Annotated in this window: 24 protein-coding genes; 13 read left to right on the forward strand and 11 right to left on the reverse strand. The window is 57.5% G+C overall.

All coding sequences use genetic code 11. The features are described 5' to 3' along the window. Nucleotides 1–71 precede the first annotated feature (71 nt). From AACX78_RS00865 to def, 5 genes are all read right to left on the reverse strand, one after another. The gene (locus AACX78_RS00865) at nucleotides 72–1,514 is read right to left on the reverse strand and encodes a TrkH family potassium uptake protein (protein ID WP_021138664.1); all 1,443 of its coding nucleotides are present in this window, start codon (nucleotides 1,512–1,514) and stop codon (nucleotides 72–74) included. Nucleotides 1,515–1,610: 96 nt separating this feature from the next. Further along, nucleotides 1,611–2,987 (reverse strand): Trk system potassium transporter TrkA, encoded by a 1,377-nt coding sequence (gene trkA, locus AACX78_RS00870; RefSeq protein WP_005319933.1) that lies wholly within the window; start codon nucleotides 2,985–2,987, stop codon nucleotides 1,611–1,613. 157 nt (nucleotides 2,988–3,144) lie between these two features. Beyond that, nucleotides 3,145–4,437 (reverse strand): 16S rRNA (cytosine(967)-C(5))-methyltransferase RsmB, encoded by a 1,293-nt coding sequence (gene rsmB, locus AACX78_RS00875; RefSeq protein ID WP_159165134.1) that lies wholly within the window; start codon nucleotides 4,435–4,437, stop codon nucleotides 3,145–3,147. Between the two features lie 45 nt (nucleotides 4,438–4,482). Continuing rightward, nucleotides 4,483–5,427 (reverse strand): methionyl-tRNA formyltransferase, encoded by a 945-nt coding sequence (gene fmt / locus AACX78_RS00880; RefSeq protein WP_159165135.1) that lies wholly within the window; start codon nucleotides 5,425–5,427, stop codon nucleotides 4,483–4,485. Between the two features lie 12 nt (nucleotides 5,428–5,439). Further along, nucleotides 5,440–5,952 carry a peptide deformylase gene (gene def, locus AACX78_RS00885; protein ID WP_021138661.1) on the reverse strand — a complete coding sequence of 171 codons (513 nt, stop codon included), beginning with the start codon at nucleotides 5,950–5,952 and terminating at the stop codon, nucleotides 5,440–5,442. A 108-nt stretch (nucleotides 5,953–6,060) separates the two neighbouring features. On the opposite strand from def, the gene AACX78_RS00890 reads away from it, so the two are divergent. From AACX78_RS00890 to AACX78_RS00930, 9 genes are all read left to right on the forward strand, one after another. Then, on the forward strand, nucleotides 6,061–7,149 hold the full coding sequence (locus AACX78_RS00890) for a LysM peptidoglycan-binding domain-containing protein (protein WP_159165136.1): 1,089 nt from the start codon (nucleotides 6,061–6,063) through the stop codon (nucleotides 7,147–7,149). A 1-nt stretch (nucleotide 7,150) separates the two neighbouring features. Next, nucleotides 7,151–8,266, forward strand: coding sequence for a DNA-processing protein DprA (gene dprA / locus AACX78_RS00895; protein ID WP_159165137.1), 1,116 nt, complete (start codon nucleotides 7,151–7,153; stop codon nucleotides 8,264–8,266). Then, nucleotides 8,259–8,732 (forward strand): DUF494 family protein, encoded by a 474-nt coding sequence (locus AACX78_RS00900; RefSeq protein ID WP_005319913.1) that lies wholly within the window; start codon nucleotides 8,259–8,261, stop codon nucleotides 8,730–8,732. Before dprA ends, AACX78_RS00900 begins: the two co-directional genes overlap by 8 nt. Before the next feature lie 55 nt (nucleotides 8,733–8,787). Then, complete coding sequence (locus AACX78_RS00905; RefSeq protein WP_005319910.1) at nucleotides 8,788–9,345, forward strand: DNA topoisomerase family protein; 558 nt, start codon at nucleotides 8,788–8,790, stop codon at nucleotides 9,343–9,345. Nucleotides 9,346–9,419: 74 nt separating this feature from the next. Then, on the forward strand, nucleotides 9,420–9,923 hold the full coding sequence (purE, locus tag AACX78_RS00910) for a 5-(carboxyamino)imidazole ribonucleotide mutase (RefSeq protein ID WP_159165138.1): 504 nt from the start codon (nucleotides 9,420–9,422) through the stop codon (nucleotides 9,921–9,923). Nucleotides 9,924–10,022: 99 nt separating this feature from the next. After that, nucleotides 10,023–10,583: a Sua5/YciO/YrdC/YwlC family protein gene (locus AACX78_RS00915; RefSeq protein WP_159165139.1), complete on the forward strand. Its 561-nt coding sequence runs from the start codon at nucleotides 10,023–10,025 to the stop codon at nucleotides 10,581–10,583. 106 nt (nucleotides 10,584–10,689) lie between these two features. Further along, a complete protein-coding gene (gene hemF / locus AACX78_RS00920; protein ID WP_159165140.1) occupies nucleotides 10,690–11,598 on the forward strand; it encodes an oxygen-dependent coproporphyrinogen oxidase in 909 nt (302 codons plus the stop codon). A gap of 103 nt (nucleotides 11,599–11,701) precedes the next feature. Then, nucleotides 11,702–12,523: a shikimate dehydrogenase gene (aroE, locus tag AACX78_RS00925; RefSeq protein WP_159165141.1), complete on the forward strand. Its 822-nt coding sequence runs from the start codon at nucleotides 11,702–11,704 to the stop codon at nucleotides 12,521–12,523. Beyond that, a complete protein-coding gene (locus tag AACX78_RS00930) occupies nucleotides 12,520–12,780 on the forward strand; it encodes a DUF1488 family protein (protein WP_159165142.1) in 261 nt (86 codons plus the stop codon). Before aroE ends, AACX78_RS00930 begins: the two co-directional genes overlap by 4 nt. A 791-nt stretch (nucleotides 12,781–13,571) precedes the next feature. Here the strand turns inward: AACX78_RS00930 and yihA are convergent. Continuing rightward, nucleotides 13,572–14,225: a ribosome biogenesis GTP-binding protein YihA/YsxC gene (yihA, locus tag AACX78_RS00935; RefSeq protein ID WP_005319896.1), complete on the reverse strand. Its 654-nt coding sequence runs from the start codon at nucleotides 14,223–14,225 to the stop codon at nucleotides 13,572–13,574. A gap of 142 nt (nucleotides 14,226–14,367) precedes the next feature. Between yihA and AACX78_RS00940 the strand changes: the two genes are divergently transcribed. From AACX78_RS00940 to hemN, 4 genes are all read left to right on the forward strand, one after another. Continuing rightward, nucleotides 14,368–14,985 carry a c-type cytochrome gene (locus AACX78_RS00940; protein ID WP_021138654.1) on the forward strand — a complete coding sequence of 206 codons (618 nt, stop codon included), beginning with the start codon at nucleotides 14,368–14,370 and terminating at the stop codon, nucleotides 14,983–14,985. 831 nt (nucleotides 14,986–15,816) lie between these two features. Beyond that, the gene (yihI, locus tag AACX78_RS00945; RefSeq protein WP_005319890.1) at nucleotides 15,817–16,398 is read left to right on the forward strand and encodes a Der GTPase-activating protein YihI; all 582 of its coding nucleotides are present in this window, start codon (nucleotides 15,817–15,819) and stop codon (nucleotides 16,396–16,398) included. A gap of 11 nt (nucleotides 16,399–16,409) precedes the next feature. Next, a complete protein-coding gene (locus tag AACX78_RS00950) occupies nucleotides 16,410–16,850 on the forward strand; it encodes a DUF2489 domain-containing protein (protein ID WP_034523570.1) in 441 nt (146 codons plus the stop codon). A gap of 30 nt (nucleotides 16,851–16,880) precedes the next feature. After that, nucleotides 16,881–18,254 carry an oxygen-independent coproporphyrinogen III oxidase gene (hemN, locus tag AACX78_RS00955; protein WP_159165143.1) on the forward strand — a complete coding sequence of 458 codons (1,374 nt, stop codon included), beginning with the start codon at nucleotides 16,881–16,883 and terminating at the stop codon, nucleotides 18,252–18,254. 75 nt (nucleotides 18,255–18,329) lie between these two features. On the opposite strand, the gene add is transcribed toward hemN, so the two are convergent. The 5 genes from add to glnA form a co-directional block, all read right to left on the reverse strand. Further along, nucleotides 18,330–19,331 carry an adenosine deaminase gene (gene add, locus AACX78_RS00960; protein ID WP_159165144.1) on the reverse strand — a complete coding sequence of 334 codons (1,002 nt, stop codon included), beginning with the start codon at nucleotides 19,329–19,331 and terminating at the stop codon, nucleotides 18,330–18,332. A gap of 141 nt (nucleotides 19,332–19,472) precedes the next feature. After that, nucleotides 19,473–20,891, reverse strand: coding sequence for a nitrogen regulation protein NR(I) (gene glnG / locus AACX78_RS00965; protein ID WP_005319876.1), 1,419 nt, complete (start codon nucleotides 20,889–20,891; stop codon nucleotides 19,473–19,475). A 9-nt stretch (nucleotides 20,892–20,900) separates the two neighbouring features. Continuing rightward, on the reverse strand, nucleotides 20,901–21,956 hold the full coding sequence (gene glnL / locus AACX78_RS00970) for a nitrogen regulation protein NR(II) (RefSeq protein WP_043136455.1): 1,056 nt from the start codon (nucleotides 21,954–21,956) through the stop codon (nucleotides 20,901–20,903). A gap of 80 nt (nucleotides 21,957–22,036) precedes the next feature. Continuing rightward, nucleotides 22,037–22,618 (reverse strand): DUF4124 domain-containing protein, encoded by a 582-nt coding sequence (locus AACX78_RS00975; protein WP_159165145.1) that lies wholly within the window; start codon nucleotides 22,616–22,618, stop codon nucleotides 22,037–22,039. A gap of 91 nt (nucleotides 22,619–22,709) precedes the next feature. Beyond that, nucleotides 22,710–24,119 (reverse strand): glutamate--ammonia ligase, encoded by a 1,410-nt coding sequence (gene glnA / locus AACX78_RS00980; protein WP_021138647.1) that lies wholly within the window; start codon nucleotides 24,117–24,119, stop codon nucleotides 22,710–22,712. Nucleotides 24,120–24,227: the final 108 nt, after the last annotated feature.

Here is a 24,227-nt window from a genome sequence, read left to right on the forward strand (position 1 = left end):
ATCATGAGATGGAGAAGGGCAGCCGCAGGGCTGCCCTTCTGTTTTCTGTGTTCTCGCTATCCTGGCAGGAATTACTGCTTCCAGAACGAGGGGAAGAAGATCACGGCCACTGTCAGGATCTCGAGGCGCCCCAGCAGCATGCCGAACGACAATATCCACTTGGCCGAGTCCGGCAGGGTGGAAAAGTTGGCACTGGGGCCTATGACGGGGCCCATGCCGGGACCCACGTTTGCCACCGCTGTGATGGAGCCCGAGATGGCGGTCAGGGGGTCCAGACCTATGGTGGCGAGCAGGGCGGCGATCAGCAATATGATGGCGAAGTAGGCCAGCACGAAGGAGATCATGGAGCGAATGATGGCGTCGTTGACCTGGCGGCCATTGTACTTCTGCGGAAAGACGGCGGAGGGATGCATCAGCTGGCGCATCTGCTTTCTGAACAGGGCGAACGCTACCTGTACCCGGAAGATCTTGAGGCCGCCGGAGGTGGAGCCGGAGCAGGCACCGAGCAGCATGATAAAGATAAACAGCACGCTGGTGAGCGGTCCCCAGGTGCCGAAATCGCCGAGGCCATAGCCGGTGGTGGTGATCACGGAGACGATATTGAAGCTGCTGATGCGCAGGGCATCCATGAAGCCGTAAATGTCTCTGATCCACAGATAGAAGGTGACGACGACTGTGATCCAGACCACCAGCCAGAAGAAGCCCTGTACCTGGGCATCCTTGAGCAGGCTGTGGTCACGTCGGCTCAGGCTCTGTACATAGAGCAGAAAGGGCAGCCCCCCCAGAAACATGAAGAGGGTACCGATCCAGTGTGCCGAATTGGAGAAGTGGGACATGGATTGGTCCGAGGTGGAATACCCGCCTGTACTGAGCGTGGTCATGGCGTGGTTGACCGCCTCGAACAGTGTCATGCCGCTCACCCAGTAGGCGAGGAAGCAGCACATGGAGAGCACCAGATAGACCACCACTATGTTGTTGGCCACTGTCTTGGCGCGGGGGGCACTCTTGTCAGACCAATCCGAGCTCTCGGTCTGGAACAATTTCATGCCGCCCACGTTGAGGTAGGGCAGTACCGCCACCGCCATCACGATAAAGCCAACGCCACCCAGCCACTGCAGGGTGGAGCGCCACAACAGTATGCTGTGAGCCATGCCATCCAGCCCTGAGAGCACTGTGGATCCCGTGGTGGTCACCCCAGACATTGTCTCGAAATAGGCATCGACAAAGCCGATGTGATTGATGAAGACGAAGGGCAGTGCCCCGAAGATGCAGGCAACCAGCCAGACAGAGGTGGTGAGCAGAAACATCTCCCGCACCCCGAGGTGAAATTCTGCCTTGCGGCCGTAGTGGAGGCAGAGCAGAGCGGCGCCGTGGGTGATCAGCACGGATTGAAGAAACTCGACAAATCCCTCCGAGCCTGTGAACAGGGCCAGCAGGGTTGGCAACCACATGAACAGAGCCAGCTTGGAGAGCACCAGCCCTTGAGTGAAGATGATAGGACGCAGCTTGATCATGCAGAATAACCTGATCGTTGAGTGACGAGAGATCCGGACATCCCCTTCGGGAGGCGATGCCGGATCTGGGTTGTGCTGACTTGAGGCATGGGTCGGTTACAGGAAGAAAGGGCTTGGCTGGAACAGCCGTTCCACTTCCGGTATGTACTTCTTGTCCACCAGGAACATCACCACATGGTCATCCTGCTGGATCTGGGTGCGATCGTGGGCGATCAGCACTTCATCACCACGAACAACGGCACCTATGGTGGTGCCGGGCGGCAGCTTGAGCTCACCCACCGTCTTGCCCACCACCTTGGAGGTGTTCTCGTCACCGTGAGCGATGGCTTCAATGGCTTCTGCCGCCCCGCGGCGCAGGCTGTAGACGTTGGCGATATCGGCCCGACGCACGTGGGTCAGCAGGGCCGAAATGGTGGCCTGCTGGGGCGAGATGGCGATGTCGATGGAGCCGCCCTGCACCAGATCCACGTAGGCGCTGCGCTGGATAAGCACCATTGTCTTCTTGGCACCCATCTTCTTGGCAAGCAGGGCCGACATTATGTTGGCCTCATCCTCGTTGGTGACCGCGATGAAGACATCGATCTGATCGATGTGCTCCTCGGCCAGCAACTCCTGATCTGCTGCATCACCACAGAAGACGATGGTGTTCTCCAGCTGTTCCGAGAGCTGCTCGGCCCGCTTCTGGTTGCGCTCTATGAGCTTGACGCTGTAGCGCTTCTCCAGCTGACGGGCGAGACCGGCCCCTATGTTGCCACCCCCGACTATCATGATGCGGCGATAGGGGCTCTCGAGCCGCTGCAGCTCGGACATGACGGCCCGGATATGACCGGCGGCAGCGACGAAGAACACTTCGTCATCCGCTTCTATGATGGTGGTGCCTTGCGGACGTATGGAGCGACCCTGGCGGAAGATGGCCGCTACCCGGGTCTCTATGTTGGGCATGTGATCCCGCAGCGTGGAGAGAGCATTGCCCACCAGGGGGCCACCGTAGTAGGCCTTGACTGCCACCAGACCCACCTTGCCACCGGCGAAGTCCACCACTTGCAAGGCGCCGGGATATTCGATCAGTCGGCGAACATAGTCGGTGACCAGCTGTTCCGGCGCTATCAAGTGATCCACCGGCACGGATTCCGGTAAAAATAGCCGGTCCCGCTCGGTCAGATAAGCCGGGGAGCGAATGCGCGCCACCTTGTTCGGGGTGTTGAACAGGGAGTAGGCCACCTGGCAGGCGATCATGTTGGTTTCGTCGCTGTTGGTGACCGCCACCAGCATGTCCGCATCCTGTGCACCCGCCTCGCGCAGTACCCTGGGGTGGGCGCCGTGACCATTCACCACCCGCAGGTCGAACTTGTCCTGCAGCTCCCGCAGACGGTCGCTGTCGGTATCGACTATGGTGATGTCGTTGTTCTCTCCGGCCAGGTTCTCGGCCAGGGTGCCACCGACCTGACCTGCGCCCAGAATGATGATCTTCATAGGGACCCCTCATGGGACGAGGATGGGTTGTTAGCGCTGGCAATATGGCAGGGATCAGTCATCAACATGGTGATCTTCATAGGGAAAACGTGCTCGATGTTGCGCAGTAATGGGGGCTGTCAACCAGCCCCCCTCATGATCATGGCCACTGCTCTGCCTATTGCTTGATCAGCTTGGCGTAGTAGAAGCCATCCATCTCGGCTTCGCCTGGCAGGAACTGGCGGCCCGGACAATCTGGTGTGTCCTGCGCGTGCAGCGGCACCAGGGTTGCATCCGGCGTGGCGGCCAGGAAGGCGCGGATCTGTTCGCGGTTCTCTTCCGGCAGCACTGAGCAGGTAGCGTAGAGCAGAGTACCGCCGCTTTTCAGTTTCGACCAGAGGGAGATCAGAATACGGCGCTGCAATTCGGCCAGCTCGCGGATGTCCTGATCCCGGCGCAACCACTTGATGTCGGGGTGACGACGGATGACACCGGTTGCGGAGCAGGGGGCGTCCAGCAGGATGCGATCGAACTGGCCTTGTGGCCACCACAGCTCAGGGGTGCTGGCATCACCATGGATCACCCGGGCCTGGAGGCCGATACGATCCAGGTTCTCCTGCACCCGCTTGAGGCGGTTCTCGTCGGCATCCACAGCCACTACGCCAGCCAGTGCGGGTTGACGCTCAAGCAGGTGAGCCGTCTTGCCACCGGGAGCGGCACAGGCATCCAGCACCCACTCACCCGGCTGCGGATCGAGCAGTCGGGCGGCCTGTTGCGCCGCACCATCCTGTACCGAGCAGTCACCTGTCACGAAACCGGGCAGCTTGGTCACGTCGCAGGGACGTTCCAGCAGAATGCAATCTTCGCCCTCCTGACCGGCAACCGCATTGATGCCGACCTCGGCCATGCGAGCCAGCATCTGCTCGCGGCCCTGGCGCTGGCTATTGTTGCGGATCCACATGGGGGGGCGCTGATTGTTGGCCTCCATGATGAATTCCCAATCTTCGGGATAGGCCTGACGCAAGCGCTTGGTGAGCCACTCAGGGTGACCGAGGCGAATGCTGGGGACGCGGTCGATGCGCAGCAATATGACTTCGGCACTGCGCTGGAAGTTGCGCAGCACGCCGTTGATGAGGCCGCGCAAGGAGGTACCCTTGAGCAGCTTGACGGCGTTGACTGTCTCGGCCACAGCGGCGTGAGCCGGAATGCGGGTGTAGATGAGCTGATAGAGGCCGACCAGGATCAGATAGTGGAAGATGCGGCTCTTGTTCTTGAGTGGCTTGTCCATCATCTCGCCCACCGCAGCGTCGAGGCGGGGTAGCCAGCGCAGGGTGCCATAGCAGAGTTCTTGCAGGAGGGCGCGATCGCGGGGCGCAACCTTCTCCTGGGCAGCAGGCAGAACAGCGGAAAGGGATTGACCCTGATCCAGCACCTGTTGAATAACGAGAGCGGCCTGTGCACGTGTTTTCATAGTGTTACCTTAGATGCGCAAGTCGGGGTTTGGGCCCCGCTTGTTTCAATTCAATTGCGTGCCGGGTTCAAACCAGTCGCGGCGAGAGTTGAGCAGATCCGAAACGGACATGGCCTTCTTGCCGGGTGGTTGCAGGGTCAGCAGGCGCAGGACACCCAGGCCGGTAGCGATGTCGATCCCCTGCTTGTCGGCCTTGAGCAGGGTGCCGGTAGGTTGGCCATGGTCGCTGCTGATGACCTCGGCCTGCCACACCTTGATAGTCTGTCCTGCCACCTCAAACCAGCTGATGGGCCAGGGATTGAAGGCGCGGATGCAGCGCTCTATGGCGACGGCTTCCATCGACCAGTCGATGCGGGCCTCCTCTTTGGAGAGCTTCTCGGCATAGTTGGCCAGCGCATCGTCTTGCGCCTCGGCTGCGGTTTCACCGGCGGCCATGGCATTGAGAGTCTCGACCAGTGCCTGTGGACCCAGCTCGGCCAGCTTGTCATACAGGCTGGTGGAGGTTTCGTTGGCGGCGATGGGACAGGTCACTTTGCTGATCATGGCGCCAGTATCCAGCCCCACATCCATCTGCATTATGGTCACGCCGGTTTCGGTATCACCCGCCCAGATGGAGCGCTGGATCGGGGCTGCACCGCGCCAGCGCGGCAGCAAAGATCCATGCACGTTGATACAGCCCAGACGCGGGGTATCGAGCACCACCTTGGGCAGGATCAAGCCGTAGGCCACTACCACCATCAAGTCGGCGCCCAGAGAAGCCAGCTCGGCTTGCGCCTCTTCCTTGCGCAGGGAAGCTGGTTGGTAAACCGGCAGATTGTGGGTCAGAGCCAGCTCCTTGACTGGGCTGGCGGTGAGCTTCTGACCACGGCCAGCAGGCTTGTCCGGCTGGGTATAAACGGCAACGACCTCGTGGTCGGAAGACAACAACGCCGCCAAGTGACGGGCGGCGAAGTCGGGAGTACCGGCAAAAATCAGTTTCAGCTTATTCAATGGGGCAGATCCTCAGAGGGCTTTGCGATCTTCACGGGCCATCTTTTCCAGCTTCTGGCGAATGCGCTGGCGCTTGAGCGGGGACAAGTAATCCACAAACAGCTTGCCGATCAGATGATCCATCTCATGCTGTATGCAGATAGCGAGCAGATCGTCCGCTTCCAGCTCGAACGGCTTGCCGTTGCGATCCAGCGCACGTACCTTGACCCACTCGGCGCGTGGCACCAGAGCTCTGTGGTCGGGCACCGAGAGGCAGCCCTCTTCGATGCCTGTGCTGCCCGCTTGCTCGAGGATCTCGGGGTTGATCAATACCAGAGGATCTTCACGGTTCTCGGAGACATCGATCACTATGATGCGCTGATGAATGTCGACCTGAGTGGCGGCCAGGCCGATGCCTTCCTCCGCGTACATGGTTTCGAACATATCATCTACAATGTGTTGTAACTCGGGTGTAAAGGTCTCGACAGGGGCTGCAACTGTGCGCAGACGTTCATCGGGAAAACGCAATACATCTAGAATGGCCATAGTTTTTTCTTTAGTTTCGTATAAATGCAGTCAATATTGGCGTAATTCTAGTCATTTACGCCGACAAAAAACAGCAACACTTTGCGCGCAGAAGTAACAGGGAGTGTTATGTATCTGAAGCAAACCATCCTCGCTTGCCTGCTGGCCACTCTGAGCCAGGCTGCCATGGCCGACCAGTTGACACTGAAAGCGGGTTATCCCGAGCGCTATGTCGTGCAAAAGGGTGACACCCTCTGGGATATTTCAGGCCGATATCTGGCACAACCCTGGCTCTGGCCCCGTCTCTGGAACATCAATCCCCAGATTGCCAACCCGCACTGGATCTATCCCGGTGACGTGCTGCATCTGAGCTGGGTCAATGGCGAGCCTCGCCTCGGCAAAGCGATGCAGGGGGGCAAGCCGGTGGTTCACCTCTCTCCCAAGAGCCGTTACGAGAACAAGGCCAATCCGATCCCGACGTTGCCGCTCAGCGAGATAGGTCCCTTCCTGCGTACCGACCATATCCTGGCCGACAGCCAGCAGGCGAAACAGCTGCCTTATGTGCTCGGCAACGATGAGGCGCATATCGGCATGCTGGAGGGAGATACCCTGTATGTGCAGGGATCGCTGACCCCGGGTCAGGACTACGGCATCTACCACCCGGGGAGCTTATACAAGGACAAGGAGACAGGTGAGTTGCTGGGGCAGGAAGCGGTGTTTGTCGGCACGGCCAGAGCCGAGGAGCGGCTGGCGGATGATCGTACCCGAGTCACGCTCAGCCACAGCCAGCGGGAGGTATATCAGGGAGACAAGGTGATGCCCTTCCCGCCGCAAGAGAGTCTCTTTGCCGTATTCACTCCTAAAGCCGCGCCCGTTATTTCGCCGGGTTACATCATAGATCTGCCGAGCAAGGCTCGTAGTGGCGGCAAGTTTGACGTTGTGCTCATCAATAAGGGGCTGCGCGATCAGGTTTCCCCCGGCGATGTGCTGGAGGTACGGCGACCTGGCGCCCAGCTGGTGAGCAAGAACGGCAAGGTATCTTACAAAGAGTACTCTTCGGTCTATGACAAGACGTTCTATTCTGCCGGCAAGCCCTCCCTGCCGTCGGAGGCGGTGGCGCGCGTCATGCTGTTCAAGGTGTACGACAAGCTGAGCTACGGCCTCATCATGCAGAGCCAGGGCATGGTCAGCTCCGGCTATCAGGTCAGTAACTTCTAACGTGCCATTTCCATCCGGGCAGCTTTCACTGTGGCTGACGCTGGATGCCGTTACTGGCATAGGCCCGGTCACTGCCTCCCGTCTGCTTGCCCGCTTCGATGGTGACATAAAAGCCCTGTTTGAGTGCGATGATGGCGGTTTGCGGGCGCTGGGTATGCACTCGTCCCAGATACAGCAGCTCAGATGGCCGCTGCCAGTGGTAGAGCTCGGGCTGAACTGGGCTGCCATGCCTGGCAATCACCTGATTTGTCCCGATGATCCCGCCTATCCCGACCTGCTGAAAGAGATCCCTGCCGCCCCTTTACTGCTCTATTGTCGCGGAAATGTCGCAGCCTTGTCGTTGTCGCAATTGGCTATGGTAGGGACGCGTCATCCCACTTATGCCGGCAAGGACAATGCCGCGCGTTTGTGTAGCGAGCTGGTAGGGTGTGGACTGGCGATTACCTCGGGGCTGGCGCTCGGCATAGATGGTGTCTGCCATCAGCAGGCGCTGGCGGCGGGCGGTATCACGCTTGCGGTTTTGGGCTCCGGCCTGGATTGTCTCTATCCCAAGCGTCATCAGGGGCTGGCTGGCCAGATCCTGGAGAGCGGCGGCTTGCTCATCTCAGAGTTGGCGCCAGACAAGGGGCCGCTGGCCGAACATTTTCCCCGTCGCAACCGCATCATCAGTGGCCTGTCGCTGGGTACCCTGGTGGTGGAGGCTGCCGAGCAGAGCGGGTCGCTCATCACGGCGCGTTACGCACTGGAACAGGGGCGCGAAGTGTTTGCCGTGCCGGGAGCGCCACAAAATGGGCAGGCGCTGGGTTGCAATAAATTAATCCAGCAGGGGGCCAAACTTGTGTTGAGTGCGGCCGATATAGTGGAAGAGCTTCCCGGATTGGTCAGTCTGGTGCGCAAAGAGGCTGGATTGCTTGAGCAAGAGCATAATAGCGAATTGCCTTATGCCGATTTGTTGGATAACGTAGATTATGAGACCACGAGCGTGGATACCGTCGCCGAACGGTCCCAGCTTCCTGTCGAAGTGGTATTGGGCAGGTTGGTAGAGCTGGAACTGGCAGGCGCAGTAATAGCGGTAGCCGGTGGATACGTCAGAACGAGGAGGGCGAATCATGTTTGATGTACTGATGTACCTTTTCGAGACCTACATCCACAGCGATGCAGATGTGATGGTCGAACAAAATGAACTCACCGACGAACTGAGCCGGGCCGGTTTCGACAAGGACGAGATCGAGAAGGCGCTCAACTGGCTGGAAAGGCTGGCCAATCTGCATGATAGCGAGCGGGAAGTGTATGTCGCCGCCAGCGCGCAAGGCTCGATGCGTATCTATGCCCCGCAGGAGCTGGCCCGTCTTGGCACCGAGTGCCGCGGCTTCCTGCTCTTTCTGGAACAAGCCCAGGTGCTGAATGCTGAAACCCGCGAAATCTGTATCGAGCGACTGCTCGAGCTGGATAAACCGGATATCGAGCTGGATGACCTGAAGTGGGTTGTCATGATGGTGCTGTTCAATGTGCCGGGCAGTGAAAATGCCTACCAGCAGATGGAAGAGCTGGTGTTTGATGAGTCCGATGGCGTCATTCACTGACAGTCTGGTGTCGCGCTGGTAGAATTCAGGCCATCTGAATTTCAAGGCGCGGCACATGTCAAAAATCGATCATCATCTCTTTTCTGCTCACGAGCATGGGTTCGAGCGAGAGCCGTGCCCGCAGTGTGGTGCCGAGCTGGTGATCCGCCAGGGCAAGCATGGCCCTTTTCTTGGCTGCTCCGCTTACCCCTCCTGCGATTACATCCGTTCTTTGACACCGTCCGGTCGTGACATCGAGAAAGTGCTTGAGGGGTCAGCTTGCCCGGATTGTGGCCAGCCGTTGGCAATCAAGAAGGGTCGTTACGGTTTGTTTGTGGGGTGTACCCAGTATCCGGCCTGTCAGCATATCGAGTCCCTGCAGGAGAGCGATGATACCCAGATCCTCTGCCCCGAGTGTGGCAAGGGTCATCTGGTGAGCCGTACCTCCCGCTACGGCAAGCAGTTTTACTCCTGTGATGGGTATCCCCATTGTAAATATGTGGTGAATGACAAGCCTATACCCATGCCTTGTCCCGAATGTGGCTGGGGCATCATGGTGGAGAAGAAAGTGAGGGGAAATCTGAAGTGGATCTGCCCGCAAAAGAAATGCGGCCATCAAAGTGAGCAGGTATAATCCCGCCGCCGTAACCAAATTGAAACGTTTTCGGCGCACTTCAACCCCCCACTTGGAGTAAGGAAATTCCCACCATGAATAAATCTTTTGTTGCCGTATTGATGGGCTCTGACTCTGATTTTCCCGTGATGCAATCCACCCTTGAGATCCTCAAGTCGTTTGATATCGCAGTGGAAGTGAAAGTAACCTCTGCGCACCGTACTCCGGCTGCGACCCATCAGTATGTGACCGATGCCGAGTCCCGTGGTTGCAAGGTCTTTATCTGTGCTGCCGGTTTGGCGGCTCACCTGGCGGGTGCCGTTGCCGGCATCACCACTCGTCCCGTGATCGGGGTGCCCATCGACGGTGGTCCGCTCAAGGGGCTGGATGCACTGCTCTCCACCGTGCAGATGCCGGGTGGCGTGCCGGTGGCAACCGTGGCAATCGGCAAGGCCGGTGCCAAGAACGCAGGTTACCTGGCAGCCCAGATGCTGGCGGTGGCTGATGATGAACTGGCAGCCAAAGTTCGGGCCGAACGCCAGAAGAATGCCGAAGAGGTGATGGCCAAGGATGCCGCCCTGCAGGCCCAACTCAAGTAAGTGATGAGGTGACAGCCCGCTGTAGATGGTGCGGTTGTCGCCTTGCAGGCTTAACTCAACCAAGTAATGAGGTGGCAGCCAGGCTGCCGCATTTTTCCTATGTCTACTGAATTTGAACAAGCGGTTGCCGCCCTTCACGGCGAAGGGGTGATCGCGTATGCAACCGAGGCCGTGTTTGGTCTGGGTTGTGATCCCGACTCCGAGCTGGCGGTGCAGCGCCTGCTGGCTATCAAGCAGCGTCCGGTGGAGAAGGGTCTGATCCTGATTGCCGCCGATCTGGCGCAGTTGCAGGATTATATCGATCTGAGCCAGCTTAGCGGTGAGCAGCTTGCGCGAGTGCAGGCCAGCTGGCCAGGTCCCTTCACCTGGATCATGCCCGCTCGCGGCACGACACCCACCTGGCTAACAGGCCAGTTTGATACGCTGGCTGTGCGAGTCACTGCACACCCACAGGTGCAGGCATTGTGCCGCGCTTTTGGCAAACCGCTGGTTTCCACCAGTGCCAATCTGACCGGTGAAGAGCCCGCCCGTCGGGTCGCCGATATCGGTGAGCTGCTGGCAAGCAAGCTTGCCTATATCCTGCCCGGTGAAGTGGGTGGGCAAGCTAACCCATCCGAGATCAAGGACGCCCGTACCGGCGCCGTCATTCGTCCCTCCTGAGCGGACAGACTCTTTTTTGCAGTAATGCCGATGGGCGTGGAGCTCATGGCGTGACATCACAATAAAATGGACAGGGCGTTCAAGATCCTGCCTGACTGGAGACAAGATGAGCAAACCGGATGTGGCCCAGGTCAAGGCCTTCCTGTTGCAGTTGCAGGACGAGATCTGCCGAAGTCTGGAGCTGGCTGACGGCGTTGGGCACTTTGTTGAGGATGCCTGGGCCCGTGAGGGCGGCGGCGGTGGTCGAACCCGCGTAATGCGCCACGGCGACATGATTGAGCAGGGTGGGGTCAACTTTTCCCATGTCTATGGTGATGCCATGCCAGCCTCGGCGACGGCTCATAGGCCCGAGCTGGCCGGTCGCAAGTTTGAGGCCATGGGGGTGTCGCTGGTGATCCATCCGCACAATCCCTATGTGCCGACCAGCCATGCCAATGTCCGGTTCTTTATCGCCGAGAAAGAGGGCGAGGAGCCCATCTGGTGGTTCGGTGGTGGCTTCGATTTGACGCCGTTTTATCCCTTTGCCGAGGATGTGCAGCACTGGCATCGAGCGTCACGCGATCTCTGCCAACCCTTTGGCGAAGATATTTACCCCGAGTTCAAATCCTGGTGCGATCGCTACTTCTTCCTCAAGCACCGCAACGAGACGCGGGGGGTAGGCGGCCTCTTCTTCGACGATCTGAATCGCTGGCCCTTTGCCGACTGCTTCGCCTTTATGCAGGCGGTAGGCCGGGGTTATCTCGATGCCTATCTGCCGATCATCGAGCGACGTAAGGCGCAGCCCTATGGCGAGCGGGAGCGGGAGTTCCAGCTCTATCGCCGCGGTCGTTATGTCGAGTTCAATCTGGTGTACGACCGGGGCACCCTGTTCGGGTTGCAGACCGGTGGACGTACCGAGTCGATTCTGATGTCGATGCCGCCACTGGCACGTTGGGAGTATGACTGGCAGCCGGAAGCGGGCAGCCCGGAGGCCTTGCTCTACACAGACTACCTCGCGCCGCGAGAGTGGCTGTGACCCGAGGGGCCATGACGGCCCCTCTTTATTGGCCGATATTCGGCTTGTTCCTGAGTGCGAAAACCCGTTAAATCGGAATATTGCCCTCTGATGGAACTCTTTGATGGATCGTTATCTGGTTTTTGGCCACCCGGTGCGCCACAGCAAGTCCCCCTTCATTCATACCCTGTTTGCCAGACAAACTCAGCAAGAGCTGGAGTATGGTCTGGCTGAACCTGCAGTCGACGAGTTTGCTACGACCCTGCGAGCCTTCTTTGCGCAAGGAGGCAAGGGATGCAATGTCACAGTGCCGTTCAAGGAGCAGGCGTTTGCGTTGGTTGACAGCTTGAGCCCCCGAGCCAAACGGGCGGGCGCCGTCAACACCATCAAGCTGACCGATGACGGTGTACTGCTGGGAGACAATACCGATGGTGCTGGTCTGGTGGCGGACCTGAAGTCTCATGGTGTGACTCTGGCCGGAAGCCGGATCTTGCTGCTGGGGGCCGGGGGAGCCGCCCGTGGTGCTTTGGCTCCGCTGCTGGCCGAGCATCCGACAGAACTGGTGATTGCCAACCGAACGCACGTAAAAGCGCAGCAACTGGCGGCTGAGTTTCATGATCTGGGGGTGGTGACAGCTCTGACCTACGAGCAACTGGGAGGGGCGTTTGATCTCATCATCAACTCCACCTCCGCCAGCCTGCAAGGAGAGCTGCCGCCCCTCGCCCCTGCACTGATCCACGCGGATATTGCCATCTACGACATGATGTATGGGTCCATGGATACCCCTTTCATCAGCTGGGCCAAACAGTACGGTGCCCGTCAGGCCATGGATGGGCTGGGTATGCTGGTTGAACAGGCGGCGGAGGCATTCACAGTGTGGCGAGGAATCCGCCCAGGAACTAAACAGGTATTGAGAGAGCTGAAACGAAATCTGGGGACTCTATGAATCAAGGCATCCTGTTTCCCGAACTGGCGGCCTGGCAGCCGAACGAACAGAGGATACATTTTCCAGCCCAGCAGATGGGGGCATTGATCAATTGCTACATCAGTCGTCGGCGCCTGGAAAAAATGACCGGACTCTCCCTCGTCAAGGAGGAGGACATACTGCGTGCTTTCGAGAGCGTTCGTTTTGACATTGAAGATGTTGCTGAGAAAATCATTGAAGAACAAGAGTTTGCAGAGGATGGAGCCATCTACCTCTGAGGGTTCCAAGTTTTTTCTCAAAGCGGCGGAACTTGTGAGAAATACCGCGGACTAACTAGATAGTTGAGGAAGTGCTAGCTAGTCACCTTTATAACTCCCCGGTATTCGTACTGGGGATTTTTTTATCTACATGAAAAGTAAGTGATTTTTACCAATCTTTCTTTCGTGAAACTTAATTACATAAATTACTTTCACTTTTTGCTGCTTTGCTATACAGTTAGCGACGTAGGGTACAGAGGTAAGATGTTCTATCTTTCAGACCTTTTATTTCACGTAATTGAATGTGGCTGAATAGCTGCCCCGATGAGTATTCGTCGGGGTGTTTTTTTATGCGCCACAGTTAGAGTAAATGCTTTAGTTTTGGCAAGTATTTGCTAGAATAAAAGGGCTTCTTGAGGAAAACCAGGCGTCTTTGTTCTCAAGATTTAGCTTCTTCCCAATTTTTGAACTGATTGTTTCAGGCCGGTACTGCACCAGTGGTACTGGCTTCATTTTTATCCCTTCCATACCTCAAAATGTAATTTAATTTCATTTTGGTACTTCTTGCGTGATGTGCTTGCCGCTTGATAGCAAAAATATGAAACCGTTATCATGTGGATGTGAAGTTAATTATTAATTGAAATTAACTTCGCACCCTATTGATTGATAATGATTTTACTAGGATTGCTAGAAGGGCATATCGGTGGGGATTGAGCGTTGGCAGGAAGCAGTTGAACTGAAAGTCTTTCAATCAGCGGAGGGTCAGCTCCGCTAATTGCAAGAGAGAAGCAGCAGGAAGATGGAGGAATGTATTATTCCTCAACCTGCTCTTGCTCATCGTTATCGGCAATTTCATCAGCACCCGCCAAGTACCAGCCAGACAGAGTCTGGGCCAATTTTTCCACCCCTATGTTGTTAAGGGAGGAGAAGGCTTCCACCTGGATCTGCGGGCCCAGGTCGGCAATGGCTTGGCGTACCTTGATGACCTGATTGTTGCGGGGACCAGGGCTCAGCTTGTCAGCCTTGGTCAGCAGCAGCATGACCGGCAATTCACGGTGTGAGCTCCACTCCAGCATGTTCATGTCGGTATCTTTGAGCGGGTGGCGGATGTCCATCAGGATCACCAGGCCTTTCAATGACTCGCGGCGCTGCAGGTACTCTGCCAGTGACTTTTGCCACTTGAGCTTCATTTCCAGCGGAACTTGCGCATAACCATAGCCCGGCAAATCGACCAGACGCTTGCCCGGCTCCAGTTCAAACAGGTTGATCAACTGGGTGCGACCCGGTGTTTTACTGGTGCGAGCCAGGTTCTTGTGTTTCGTTAAGGTGTTCAATGCAGATGACTTACCGGCATTGGAACGGCCGGCAAACGCAATCTCGACACCCCCATCATTTGGCAGGTGGCGGATGTCGGGTGCGCTGGTCACAAAATGCACCTTATTGAAATTCAGAGTTTGTGTATCCAACGTAAATTCCCCATAGAGATAGAGGGTTATAGAGTTACTTTTTTGTGAAATCGTGTAAAATGACGTCGCTTAAACGCGTTTATTTTAACATGCCTTCAGCGGCATGGGATCTGGAAGCCTAATAACGAGAAGTTGGAACGCCATGAAGAACCTAGTCATTACTCTTGCTCTGATGGTTGGCGTAACGGGGATGGCACAAGCCAAGGGCGATGCCGCTGCGGGACAATCCAAGGCTGCCGTGTGTGCGGCTTGTCATGGACCGGACGGAAACAGCCTTGTTGATATGTATCCCAAGATTGCTGGTCAGCACGCATCATATATCAAAAAGCAATTAGTTGAACTGAAGGCTGCAGCTTCTGGCCAAATTGGTCGAGTCGCACCTATCATGGGGCCTATGGCTCTCCCCTTGTCTGAACAGGACATGGAAGACCTTGCTGCCTACTTCTCCAGCCAGAAGGTAACACCGATAGCGGTGCCTGATGATGCTGTAGCAGCGGGTAAGGCGCTCTATATGGGTGGAGACATGAGCCGTGGTCTGGCTGCCTGCACTGCCTGTCATGGTCCGCGTGGGTCAGGTATAGAACAGGCGAAATATCCAAGTCTGTCCGGCCAGCATCCTGCTTATATCAAGGCTCAGCTCACCGCCTTTCGTGCGGCTGCCCGTGATAATGATCCGAATGGCATGATGCAGGATGTTGCCAAGAAGCTGACTGATCAGGACATCGAAGCGCTTTCCAAATATGTGGCCGGTTTGCACTGATCGTGTCTGATGATGTACCCCATTGATATGAACGAGGAGCCACTGGCTCCTCGTTTCTTTTTGACCTTTAACTCCATTTGGCCAGTTTTTCTCGCATTGCTGTAAGAGATCCCCCATTCATCGGCCTGGTCAAGGCTTAAACATTTTTCAAATTATGTTTAATAATTCATTAATTTCAATATGTTAAATAAGAGTGATAGGTTTATCTCCGTTTGAAAACGTTATCGGTGGATTGAGCCGCTTTATTAAGTTGATACAGTGGATATATGGAGCGGCCCACAGGGCCATTCACGACCGGGATGTTGTGAAGACAGGATGTCGATTTGGCGGGATGCCACAGAACCACGCAAATGATAGGCAAAGGATTGAAATACCAGGATGGTGACTGCTCAGGAAGAGCCGGGCTGCGGGATGCAACCACCCCAGAGTGATGACCGGATGTCGTCCCCATGGGTCAAAGCAAGCACACGCACATTCAGGATCGACCAATTAAGGTCAGGATGACCACATACAAAGATATGATGCGCAGAGGTATCACCACGGACAGGGTGATTTGCAGCCAGGGATGGGACTCGCATAAAACATATCAAGGCAGCTTCGGCTGCCTTTTTTCTTTTGGGTCATTAACCCGATTAGCCATTCTGTGTCAAAATACCAGCAACATGCCCAGAGGATACCGATCCTGCGGTGTTCAGAGGCCAGCAATGGCCGGATTGGTGCGGGATCCCATTCTTGTTTCTAATCCACTGTTCCCCGTGTCTGTATCTTCCCCGGATGATTCTCATCCCGGGTGCGGGCTTCAATCCAGTTATTTGTCGGAGTCAGTCATTCATGTCGGCTAAACAACCCAATCGCAAGCCTACCGGTAAGCGCAAAGAATCAGATGCCAGTGCCCTGGACGGCCGTGAGCGCAAACGCGCTGCCAAGCGTAAGGGCTTGAAGGCGGGTTCCCGCCAGCAGGCAGAGCAATCCAGCAAGAACAACAATGGCAAGCAGGCCAAGGATCCACGTATCGGTTCCCGCAAGCCGGTCGCCTTGATCGTAGACGAGAAAGGTGCAAAACCAGTTGCGCCCAAGCCTGCGAAAGAGAAGAAGCTGGTGATGACGCCGGAGCAGGAGCTGGCTGCCATCGAGAATGATGATCGCCTGAATGACCTGCTGGATCGCCTCGATGCTGGCGAGACGCTGGAAGCGACCGAGCAGGCCTGGGTTGACCAGCGTGTCGATCGTTATCAGGAATTGATGGATGAGCTTGGCATCATAGACAACGATGATGACGAAGAAGACGACGGCTCATTCGACGATGCCAGTTATGAGGCGCCGACCCAGCCCGCCTCCGAAGAGGAGCTGTGGGATCGTTTCACTCAGGTCGACTATCAGCCTGAGCCCAAGCCAGAGCCGAAGAAAAAGTGATGAGTGGATGGATGCTGGCCGCCTCGTTGGGCGGCCTGATTTTGCTGGGACTGGCGGTGTATGCCGGTACCCTGCTGGCTCGTCTCAAGCGCCAGCGCGATATGCAGCAGCAGGCCATAGCTGCGCGCAATGAACGCATTCTCGACAGCGTACGGGTGATCGCCCATGCGGTGCGGGATGGTCAGTGCGACTATTCCGAAGGTGCCATTCGGCTGACCAATTTGCTGGATGCCTTGCAGATCAAGGAAGGGCGCGTTTTTGCCAGCGAATTTCCGGGTCTGTACAGTCTCTATGAGAAGGTGAAAGAGATGCCGACTCATGAGGCGAGACGTGCCCTCAAGCGCAATGAAGTGATGAAGATGGATCTCGAACGCAGTGGCTATGAGGCCGAGCTGGAGGCACAGATCCTCAAGGATGTGGCCCAACTGAAGGATTTTCAGTTAAGCCGCTGAGCCCTGGATAACAAAAAAGAGGAAGCAAGCGTGCAAGCAGAACAGATTGTGTGGGATCAGGCCCTGATCGAAAAATATAACTACAGCGGCCCGCGCTACACCTCCTATCCCACCGCGCTGGAGTTCAACGAAAGCTTCGGCTATCCGGACCTGGTCCGCGCCGCAGGCCAGTACCCGGCGCGCAACCTGTCGCTTTACGTACACATCCCCTTTTGTCACAAGCTCTGCTATTACTGCGGCTGCAACAAGGTGATCACACGTCACCAGCACAAGGCCGATCAATACCTCGACTACCTCGAACAGGAGATCAAGGCGCAGGCCCCTCTGTTCAAGCATCGGCTGGTGACCCAGCTGCATTGGGGTGGTGGTACGCCTACCTATCTGAACGAAGCCCAAACCCGTCGCCTGATGGCCATGTTGCGCGAGCACTTCCAGTTCGCGGAGGAAGGGGAGATCAGCATAGAGGTGGACCCGCGTGAAATCGAACTCACCATGCTGGATGTGCTGCGAGAGGTGGGGTTCAACCGCATCAGTCTCGGTGTACAGGACTTCAACAAGGCGGTCCAGGTTGCGGTCAACCGCGAGCAGGATAACGACTTCATCCGCGCCATGCTGGAGCGCGCCCGCGCACTGGGTTTTCGCTCCACCAATCTGGATCTCATCTACGGCTTGCCGCACCAGAACAGGGAGAGCTTCCACCACACCCTGGAGGAAGTGCTCAAGACGGATCCGGCCCGCCTCTCCATCTTCAACTACGCTCATCTGCCGAGCCGCTTTGCTGCCCAGCACAAGCTGAAAGAGGAAGACATGCCGGCCCCCCGGGAGAAGCTGGCCATGTTGCAAGACACCATCGCCTTCCTCACCGGTCAGGGCTACCAGTTCATCGGCATGGATCACTTCGCCAAACCGGATGACGAGCTGGCGGTGGCGCAGCGCGAGGGCAAGTTGCACCGCAATTTCCAGGGCTACACCACCCAGGGGGATTGTGATCTGCTGGGATTGGGGGTCTCCTCCATCAGCATGATTGGCGATGCCTATTCCCAGAACCAAAAAGAGCTCAAAGCTTACTACGCCCAGGTTGAAGAGCTGGGGCATGCCCAGTGGAAGGGGTGCTCCCTCAATCAGGATGACCTGATCCGCCGCGAGGTGATCAAACGTCTCATCTGCGATTTCAGCCTGAACTTCGCCGCCATCGAGCAGGCTTATGGTCTGGTCTTCAAGGCGTATTTTGCCGATGATCTCAAGCTGTTGCAGACCTTTATCGACGACGGTCTGGTGCGCATGACCGACGATGGGCTGGAAGTGGTCTCCACCGGTCAGTTGCTTATTCGCAATATCTGCATGTGTTTCGATGTCTACCTGCGCAGCAAAGCGCGCCAGCAGCAGTTCTCCCGGGTGATCTGAACAGGCAGCCCTGTACTGAAGATAAAAAAAACCGCCTCGGCGGTTTTTTTATCGGGTAAGCAAACTGTTCAAGGTTTAGCTGCGGGCGGCGCGGGCGCTCAGCTCGGCTTTCTCGCCATCGCTCAGGAAAGCGAGGGTCAGACCGTTTTTCTGGGCGGTGCGGATCTCGCTGGCGGTCATGCCGGCGGCCGGGGCAGCCACGTCATATTCGTGGGGCAGGTCTATGCCTTCTACCGCAGGATCGTCGGTATTGAGACAGGCCAGCACGCCGGCAGCCAGGAACTGGCGAATTGGGTGCTCGGTCAGGCTCGCCACCGTGGTGGTCTGCAGGTTGGAGGTGAGGCAGGATTCGATGCCGATGCGGTGCTCCGCCAGATAGGCCATCAGGGCAGGATCCGCAATCGCCTTGACGCCGTGGCCGATGCGCTCGGCACCGAGATCGCGAATGGCTTGCCACATGCTTTCGGGGCCCGCCGCTTCGCCTGCGTGTACTGTGACGCGCATGCCCGCATCACGGACCTTGCGAAAATGCTCGGTGAACAGCTCGCCCGGGAAGCCCAGTTCGTCACCGGCCAGATCGACGGCAACCAGTTTGTCGCGATGGGCCAGACAGGCGTCCAGCTCCTTGCGGCACTGTTCGGTGCCGAAGGTGCGGCTCATGATGCCAATGAGGTTGGTCTTGATGCCAAAGTCGCGGCTGCCAGCTGCAACGCCGTCAATGATGGCTTCCACCACACCTTGTGGATGCAGTTTGTGGGTCATGGCCATGTAGGCGGGACTGAAGCGCAGCTCGGCATAGTCGATACCGGCACGCAGCAGATCCTCCACGTTCTCGTAGGCAACACGGCGGCAGGCATCGTAATCGGCCAGCACGGCCACGCCCCAGTCCAGTTTCTTCAGGAAGGCGACCAGACTCGGCTCATTCTCGACGATCTGCACGTGGGGGCGAAGTGCTTCCAGCTCAAAGGCTGGCAACTGGATATTGTGCTGACGGCCCAGCTCGAGGATGGTCTGCGCGCGGATATTACCGTCCAGATGGCGGTGCAGGTCGGTCAGGGGGAGAGATCTGTCAATCATGATGGCGCCTTCTTCGAGTCGGGTTTGAAAGCCTGCCATTCTAGGCAGGGCTCTCAAAAAAGATACCCCGTTTGAAATCAAACGGGGTCTTATTGGTCAGGGATTTGCCAAGGCGTGATGGGAATCGTTTTTCCAGAGGGCTCAGGAGAGGTCGAGCTCCTTGAGCTTGCGAGTCAGGGTGTTGCGACCCCAGCCAAGCAGGCGGGCAGCTTCCTGTTTGTGGCCATGGGTGTGATCCAGTGCCGTCTCCAGCATGATCCGCTCAAATTGGGGCAGGGCATCGGCCAGGATGTCAGTCTCCCCCAGTGCCAGCTTACTGGCGACCCAGTCCTGCAACTGCTGCTGCCAGCAGCCGGGCAGGGCAGGTTGGCCGGGCTCGGCCGTGTTGGTGATGGGGGTCAGCAGTTCGGCGGGCAGATCCCCTACCAGCACCTCCTGACCCGAGGCCATGACCGTCAGCCAGCGGCAGACGTTCTCCAGCTGGCGCACGTTGCCCGGCCAGGCGAGACGACTGATGTAGGCCTGGGTATCAGGGTGCAGGCTCTTGGCCTCCACGTTCAGCTCCTTGGCGGCGCGCAGCAGGAAGTGCTGGGCCAGTTGAGGTATATCCTCGCGGCGCTCCTTGAGGGCCGGAATATGAATGCGGATGACGTTGAGGCGGTGGAACAGATCTTCCCGGAATTCACCGTCTGCCACCCGTTTCTCCAGATTCTGGTGGGTGGCAGCGATGATCCGCACATCTACCTGCACCGGCTGATGACCGCCGACCCGGTAGAACTGGCCATCGGCCAGCACCCGCAGCAGGCGGGTCTGCACATCCAGCGGCATGTCGCCGATTTCATCGAGAAACAGGGTGCCGCCATCGGCCTGCTCGAAGCGGCCGTGGCGGATGTTGTTGGCACCGGTAAAGGCCCCTTTTTCATGACCGAACAGCTCGGATTCGATGAGATCTTTGGGGATGGCGGCCATGTTGAGGGCGATGAAGTTCTTGTGGGCGCGCGGGCTGTGCTTGTGCAGTGCGTGGGCGACCAGCTCCTTGCCGGTACCGCTCTGGCCGTTGATCAGCACCGAGATGCTGGAGCGCGACAGCCGGCCGATGGCGCGAAACACTTCCTGCATGGCAGGCGCTTCGCCGATGATTTCAGGTGTGGTGGCCGTCTCCTGCTGGCGTGCCTTGCGCTTGGTGCGCTGTTCTTTCAGGTGATTCTCGGCACGGCGCACCAGGGTGACCGCCTCGTCGATGTCGAACGGCTTGGGCAGGTACTCGAAGGCGCCCCGCTGATAGGCGTTGACCGCGCTGTCCAGATCCGAGTGGGCCGTCATTATGATGATGGGCAGATCGGCCTGGCGGCGGTGGATCTGCTCCAGCAGGCTGAGACCATCGATGCCGGGCATGCGGATATCGGAGAGGATCACATCGGGCGAACGTATCTCCAGCGAGCTCAGCAGAGCCTCGCCATCGGCAAAACTCTCGCACTCGAATCCTTCACTGCCGAGGGTGCGTTCCAGTACCCAGCGGATAGAACTGTCGTCATCAACGATCCACACTTTTGCTGTCATGACGTTCCCTTATTTGCGAAGCGGTAGAAAAATAGTGAATTCGGTGTGGCCAGGCCAGCTGATGCAGTCGATGCGCCCCTTGTGCTGATCAATCAGGTTCTGGGCGATGGATAGGCCGAGGCCGGTTCCCCCCTCCTTGCCGGTGATCATGGGGTAGAAGAGGGTGTCGCGGATGGCATCGGGAATGCCGGGGCCGTTGTCGATGATCTTGATCTCGGCCGCCAGCCGGTAGCGCTGACCGTGGATGGTGATCTGGAAGGCGGTGCGGGTCTTGATGCGAATCAGCCCCGTCTGTTCACCTATGGCCTCGGCGGCGTTGCGCACCATGTTGAGAAAAGCCTGCTGCAGCTGATCCGGCTCCATCTCGAACTCGGGAATGCTGGGATCGTAATCCCGCTCTATGCGAACAGTAGGTGGCAGCTCCAGTTCCACCAGACGGCGCACCTGCTCCAGCACGGAGTGAACATTGTGCATCTGGTGGCGACCCGGACGCTGAGGGCCGAGCAGGCGATCGACCAGCACCCTCAGCCGGTCGGCCTGCTCTATGATGATGCCCGTGTATTCGCGCAAGGCCGGATCCGGCAGCTCTTTTTGCAGCAGCTGAGCCGCGCCGCGCAGTCCACCCAGCGGGTTCTTGATCTCGTGGGCCAGCCCGCGCACCAATTCCTTGGCCGCCTGTTGCTGGGCATGTTGTTGCAGCTCCTGGCTGATCTTCTTCTGCTGATCAATTTTGCGCAGCTCCACCACCATCAGCCGCTGTTCATGGTCGGCGAGCGGGCTCACGCTCATCTCCACCAGCCTGGGTTCACCTTCCACCACCAGGGTCACTTCGCTGTCGGTGAAACCCTGCCCAGAGGTGAGGCATTGCTTGAGGCGCTGCAAATCGAGAGAGATATGTTCCAGCAGGTGGGGCAGCTCGATCCCGATCAGCCGACGCTGGCTGAGGGAGAGCAGTTGTTCGGCCGCCGGGTTGACGAACTGGATGCAGAGCCGCTCATCCATCAGGATGACGGCGGTCAGCAAGTTATCGAGCAGTATCTTGGCTTGATCCGGGCGGGTTGGCACAGGTTTCTCCCTAAAACGGTGCTATACACCAGTAATGCACCAACGTGGTGCATTTAGTCTACCCGTATCGATGCACAGGATCACCCCCTGTTGGGGAGCGGGGTCACTTTAGGTGCCGGATTGATACTGGCTCGGTGCAGGTAGAAGGTGACTACCCTTGATTTAGCAAGGATCGTACCGTCTTTGGCGAGTAGTTCGAGTTGTGCCTCATGTGCGCCGCGATCAAGGTTTTCGACCCGAATAGCTAAGCCGTTGCTGACGATGGGGGCCGCCTTGCCATCCAGGGTCAGGCGCACGTCGTACTGGGTCGGCGGTTTGGGGCTTATTTGCCCCTGGAACACCACATTGCCCGTGTTGTCGCGCAGTGTGCTGCCCTGTTCCGGGGAGAGCAGTTCGATTGCCAGCTTGGCGGCTTCCTCCTCTTTCTTGGCATCAACGCCGGTCAGGCTGTTGAAGTTGTCCACCTGCACCGAGCGGGGGGCACCACCAATGAGAGGGGCAACACGCAGATCCACTTCTTTGGCCTGCTGGCCGGGAGGGGGGGCATCCGTGTAGTGAACGACGCCCTTGCTGTCTGTCCAGGAGTAGATCTTGGTGGCTTGGGCGGTGGTGCTCGTCAACAGCACAAGTCCCAGAGCCCATAGGGGGCATGCGTTTTTCATCCATCTCTCCTTGACGGGATTTTGCTTAATCCTATCAGAGAAAAAACCCGCCTGTTGGCGGGTTTGGTCAAGTTCAGAGCTGTGGTCCGGATTAAACGGAGTAGTACAGTTCAAACTCCAGCGGGTGCGGGGTCATGCGCACACGGTCAACATCGTGCTGTTTCAGTTCCAGATAGGAATTGATGAAGTCATCGCTGAACACGCCGCCGCGGGTCAGGAACTCGCGATCGCTGTCCAGTGCGGCCAGTGCTTCGTCCAGAGAGCCTGCAACGGTCGGCACTTCTGCGGCTTCTTCCGGCGGCAGGTCATACAAGTTCTTGTCCATGGCATCGCCCGGATGGATCTTGTTGATGATACCGTCCAGACCGGCCATCAGCTGAGCTGCAAAAGCCAGGTACGGGTTGGCTGCCGGATCCGGGAAACGTACTTCGATACGACGCGCTTTCGGGCTCGGTACTACCGGAATACGGATGGAAGCAGAGCGGTTGCGGGCGGAGTAAGCCAGCATGACAGGTGCTTCATAACCCGGGACCAGACGCTTGTAGGAGTTGGTGGTCGGGTTGGCGAAGGCGTTGATGGCCTTGGCATGCTTGATGATACCGCCGATGTAGTGCAGTGCCATCTCGGACAGGCCGCCGTACAGGTCGCCGGCGAACAGGTTGACGCCGTTCTTGGCCAGGGACTGGTGGCAGTGCATGCCGGAGCCGTTGTCACCGAACATGGGTTTCGGCATGAAGGTGACTGTCTTGTTGTAAGCGTGGGCCACGTTGTGGATCACGTACTTCAGAACCTGCACTTCATCCGCTTTCAGGGTGAGTGTGTTGAAACGGGTGGCGATCTCGTTCTGACCGGCGGTTGCCACTTCGTGGTGGTGCGCTTCAACGACCTGGCCCATCTCTTCCAGCACCAGACACATGGCGGCGCGGATATCCTGGGAGGAGTCAACCGGTGCAACAGGGAAGTAGCCACCCTTGACGAAAGGACGGTGACCCTTGTTGCCGTGCTCATAGGCGGTGCCGGAGTTCCAGGCGGCTTCTTCAGATTCGATTTTCACGAAGCTGTGGCCCATGGTGTTCGAGAAGGTGATGTTGTCGAACATGAAGAATTCTGGCTCAGGCCCGAACAGTACAGTGTCAGCGATGCCGCTGGACTTCAGGAACTCTTCGGCACGTTTGGCGATGGAGCGCGGGTCGCGGTCATAGCCTTGCATGGTGGCCGGTTCCAGAATGTCACAGACGATGTTCAGGGTGGTCTCTTCGGTGAACGGGTCCAGCTTGGCGGAGGCCGCATCCGGCATCAGCACCATGTCAGACTCGTTGATGCCCTTCCAGCCGCCGATGGAGGAGCCATCGAACATCTTGCCATCTTCGAAGAAATCTTCGTCAATCTGATGGGAAGGGATGGATACGTGCTGCTCTTTACCCTTGGTGTCGGTAAAGCGCAGGTCAACAAACTTGACTTCGTGTTCCTGGATCAGTGCCATTACATTCTGGGCTGACATGCTAAGTAACCTCCGGTGTTAAAACTCTTAGGGTGAATGCGTCATCACATTCACATAAGCCAGTATCGTGCCAAGTTTGTGACAGCTTGATTTCAGGGCGTTTGCGGC

It is taken from the genome of Aeromonas sp. 9A (assembly GCF_963900955.1).
GTDB classification, from domain to species: domain Bacteria; phylum Pseudomonadota; class Gammaproteobacteria; order Enterobacterales; family Aeromonadaceae; genus Aeromonas; species Aeromonas salmonicida.

What these genes read in the sequence shown, in the direction of transcription:
- AACX78_RS00950 (WP_034523570.1), top strand. Translation starts at nt 16,410, where the DNA reads ATGCTGGCCGCCTCGTTGGGCGGCCTGATTTTGCTGGGACTGGCGGTG.
- AACX78_RS00905 (WP_005319910.1), top strand. Translation starts at nt 8,788, where the DNA reads ATGTCAAAAATCGATCATCATCTCTTTTCTGCTCACGAGCATGGGTTC.
- AACX78_RS00940 (WP_021138654.1), top strand. Translation starts at nt 14,368, where the DNA reads ATGAAGAACCTAGTCATTACTCTTGCTCTGATGGTTGGCGTAACGGGG.
- glnG (WP_005319876.1), bottom strand. Translation starts at nt 20,891, where the DNA reads ATGACAGCAAAAGTGTGGATCGTTGATGACGACAGTTCTATCCGCTGG.
- add (WP_159165144.1), bottom strand. Translation starts at nt 19,331, where the DNA reads ATGATTGACAGATCTCTCCCCCTGACCGACCTGCACCGCCATCTGGAC.
- glnA (WP_021138647.1), bottom strand. Translation starts at nt 24,119, where the DNA reads ATGTCAGCCCAGAATGTAATGGCACTGATCCAGGAACACGAAGTCAAG.
- yihI (WP_005319890.1), top strand. Translation starts at nt 15,817, where the DNA reads ATGTCGGCTAAACAACCCAATCGCAAGCCTACCGGTAAGCGCAAAGAA.
- AACX78_RS00865 (WP_021138664.1), bottom strand. Translation starts at nt 1,514, where the DNA reads ATGATCAAGCTGCGTCCTATCATCTTCACTCAAGGGCTGGTGCTCTCC.
- trkA (WP_005319933.1), bottom strand. Translation starts at nt 2,987, where the DNA reads ATGAAGATCATCATTCTGGGCGCAGGTCAGGTCGGTGGCACCCTGGCC.
- def (WP_021138661.1), bottom strand. Translation starts at nt 5,952, where the DNA reads ATGGCCATTCTAGATGTATTGCGTTTTCCCGATGAACGTCTGCGCACA.
- AACX78_RS00930 (WP_159165142.1), top strand. Translation starts at nt 12,520, where the DNA reads ATGAATCAAGGCATCCTGTTTCCCGAACTGGCGGCCTGGCAGCCGAAC.
- AACX78_RS00915 (WP_159165139.1), top strand. Translation starts at nt 10,023, where the DNA reads ATGTCTACTGAATTTGAACAAGCGGTTGCCGCCCTTCACGGCGAAGGG.
- rsmB (WP_159165134.1), bottom strand. Translation starts at nt 4,437, where the DNA reads ATGAAAACACGTGCACAGGCCGCTCTCGTTATTCAACAGGTGCTGGAT.
- AACX78_RS00890 (WP_159165136.1), top strand. Translation starts at nt 6,061, where the DNA reads ATGTATCTGAAGCAAACCATCCTCGCTTGCCTGCTGGCCACTCTGAGC.
- hemF (WP_159165140.1), top strand. Translation starts at nt 10,690, where the DNA reads ATGAGCAAACCGGATGTGGCCCAGGTCAAGGCCTTCCTGTTGCAGTTG.
- AACX78_RS00900 (WP_005319913.1), top strand. Translation starts at nt 8,259, where the DNA reads ATGTTTGATGTACTGATGTACCTTTTCGAGACCTACATCCACAGCGAT.
- purE (WP_159165138.1), top strand. Translation starts at nt 9,420, where the DNA reads ATGAATAAATCTTTTGTTGCCGTATTGATGGGCTCTGACTCTGATTTT.
- aroE (WP_159165141.1), top strand. Translation starts at nt 11,702, where the DNA reads ATGGATCGTTATCTGGTTTTTGGCCACCCGGTGCGCCACAGCAAGTCC.
- AACX78_RS00975 (WP_159165145.1), bottom strand. Translation starts at nt 22,618, where the DNA reads ATGAAAAACGCATGCCCCCTATGGGCTCTGGGACTTGTGCTGTTGACG.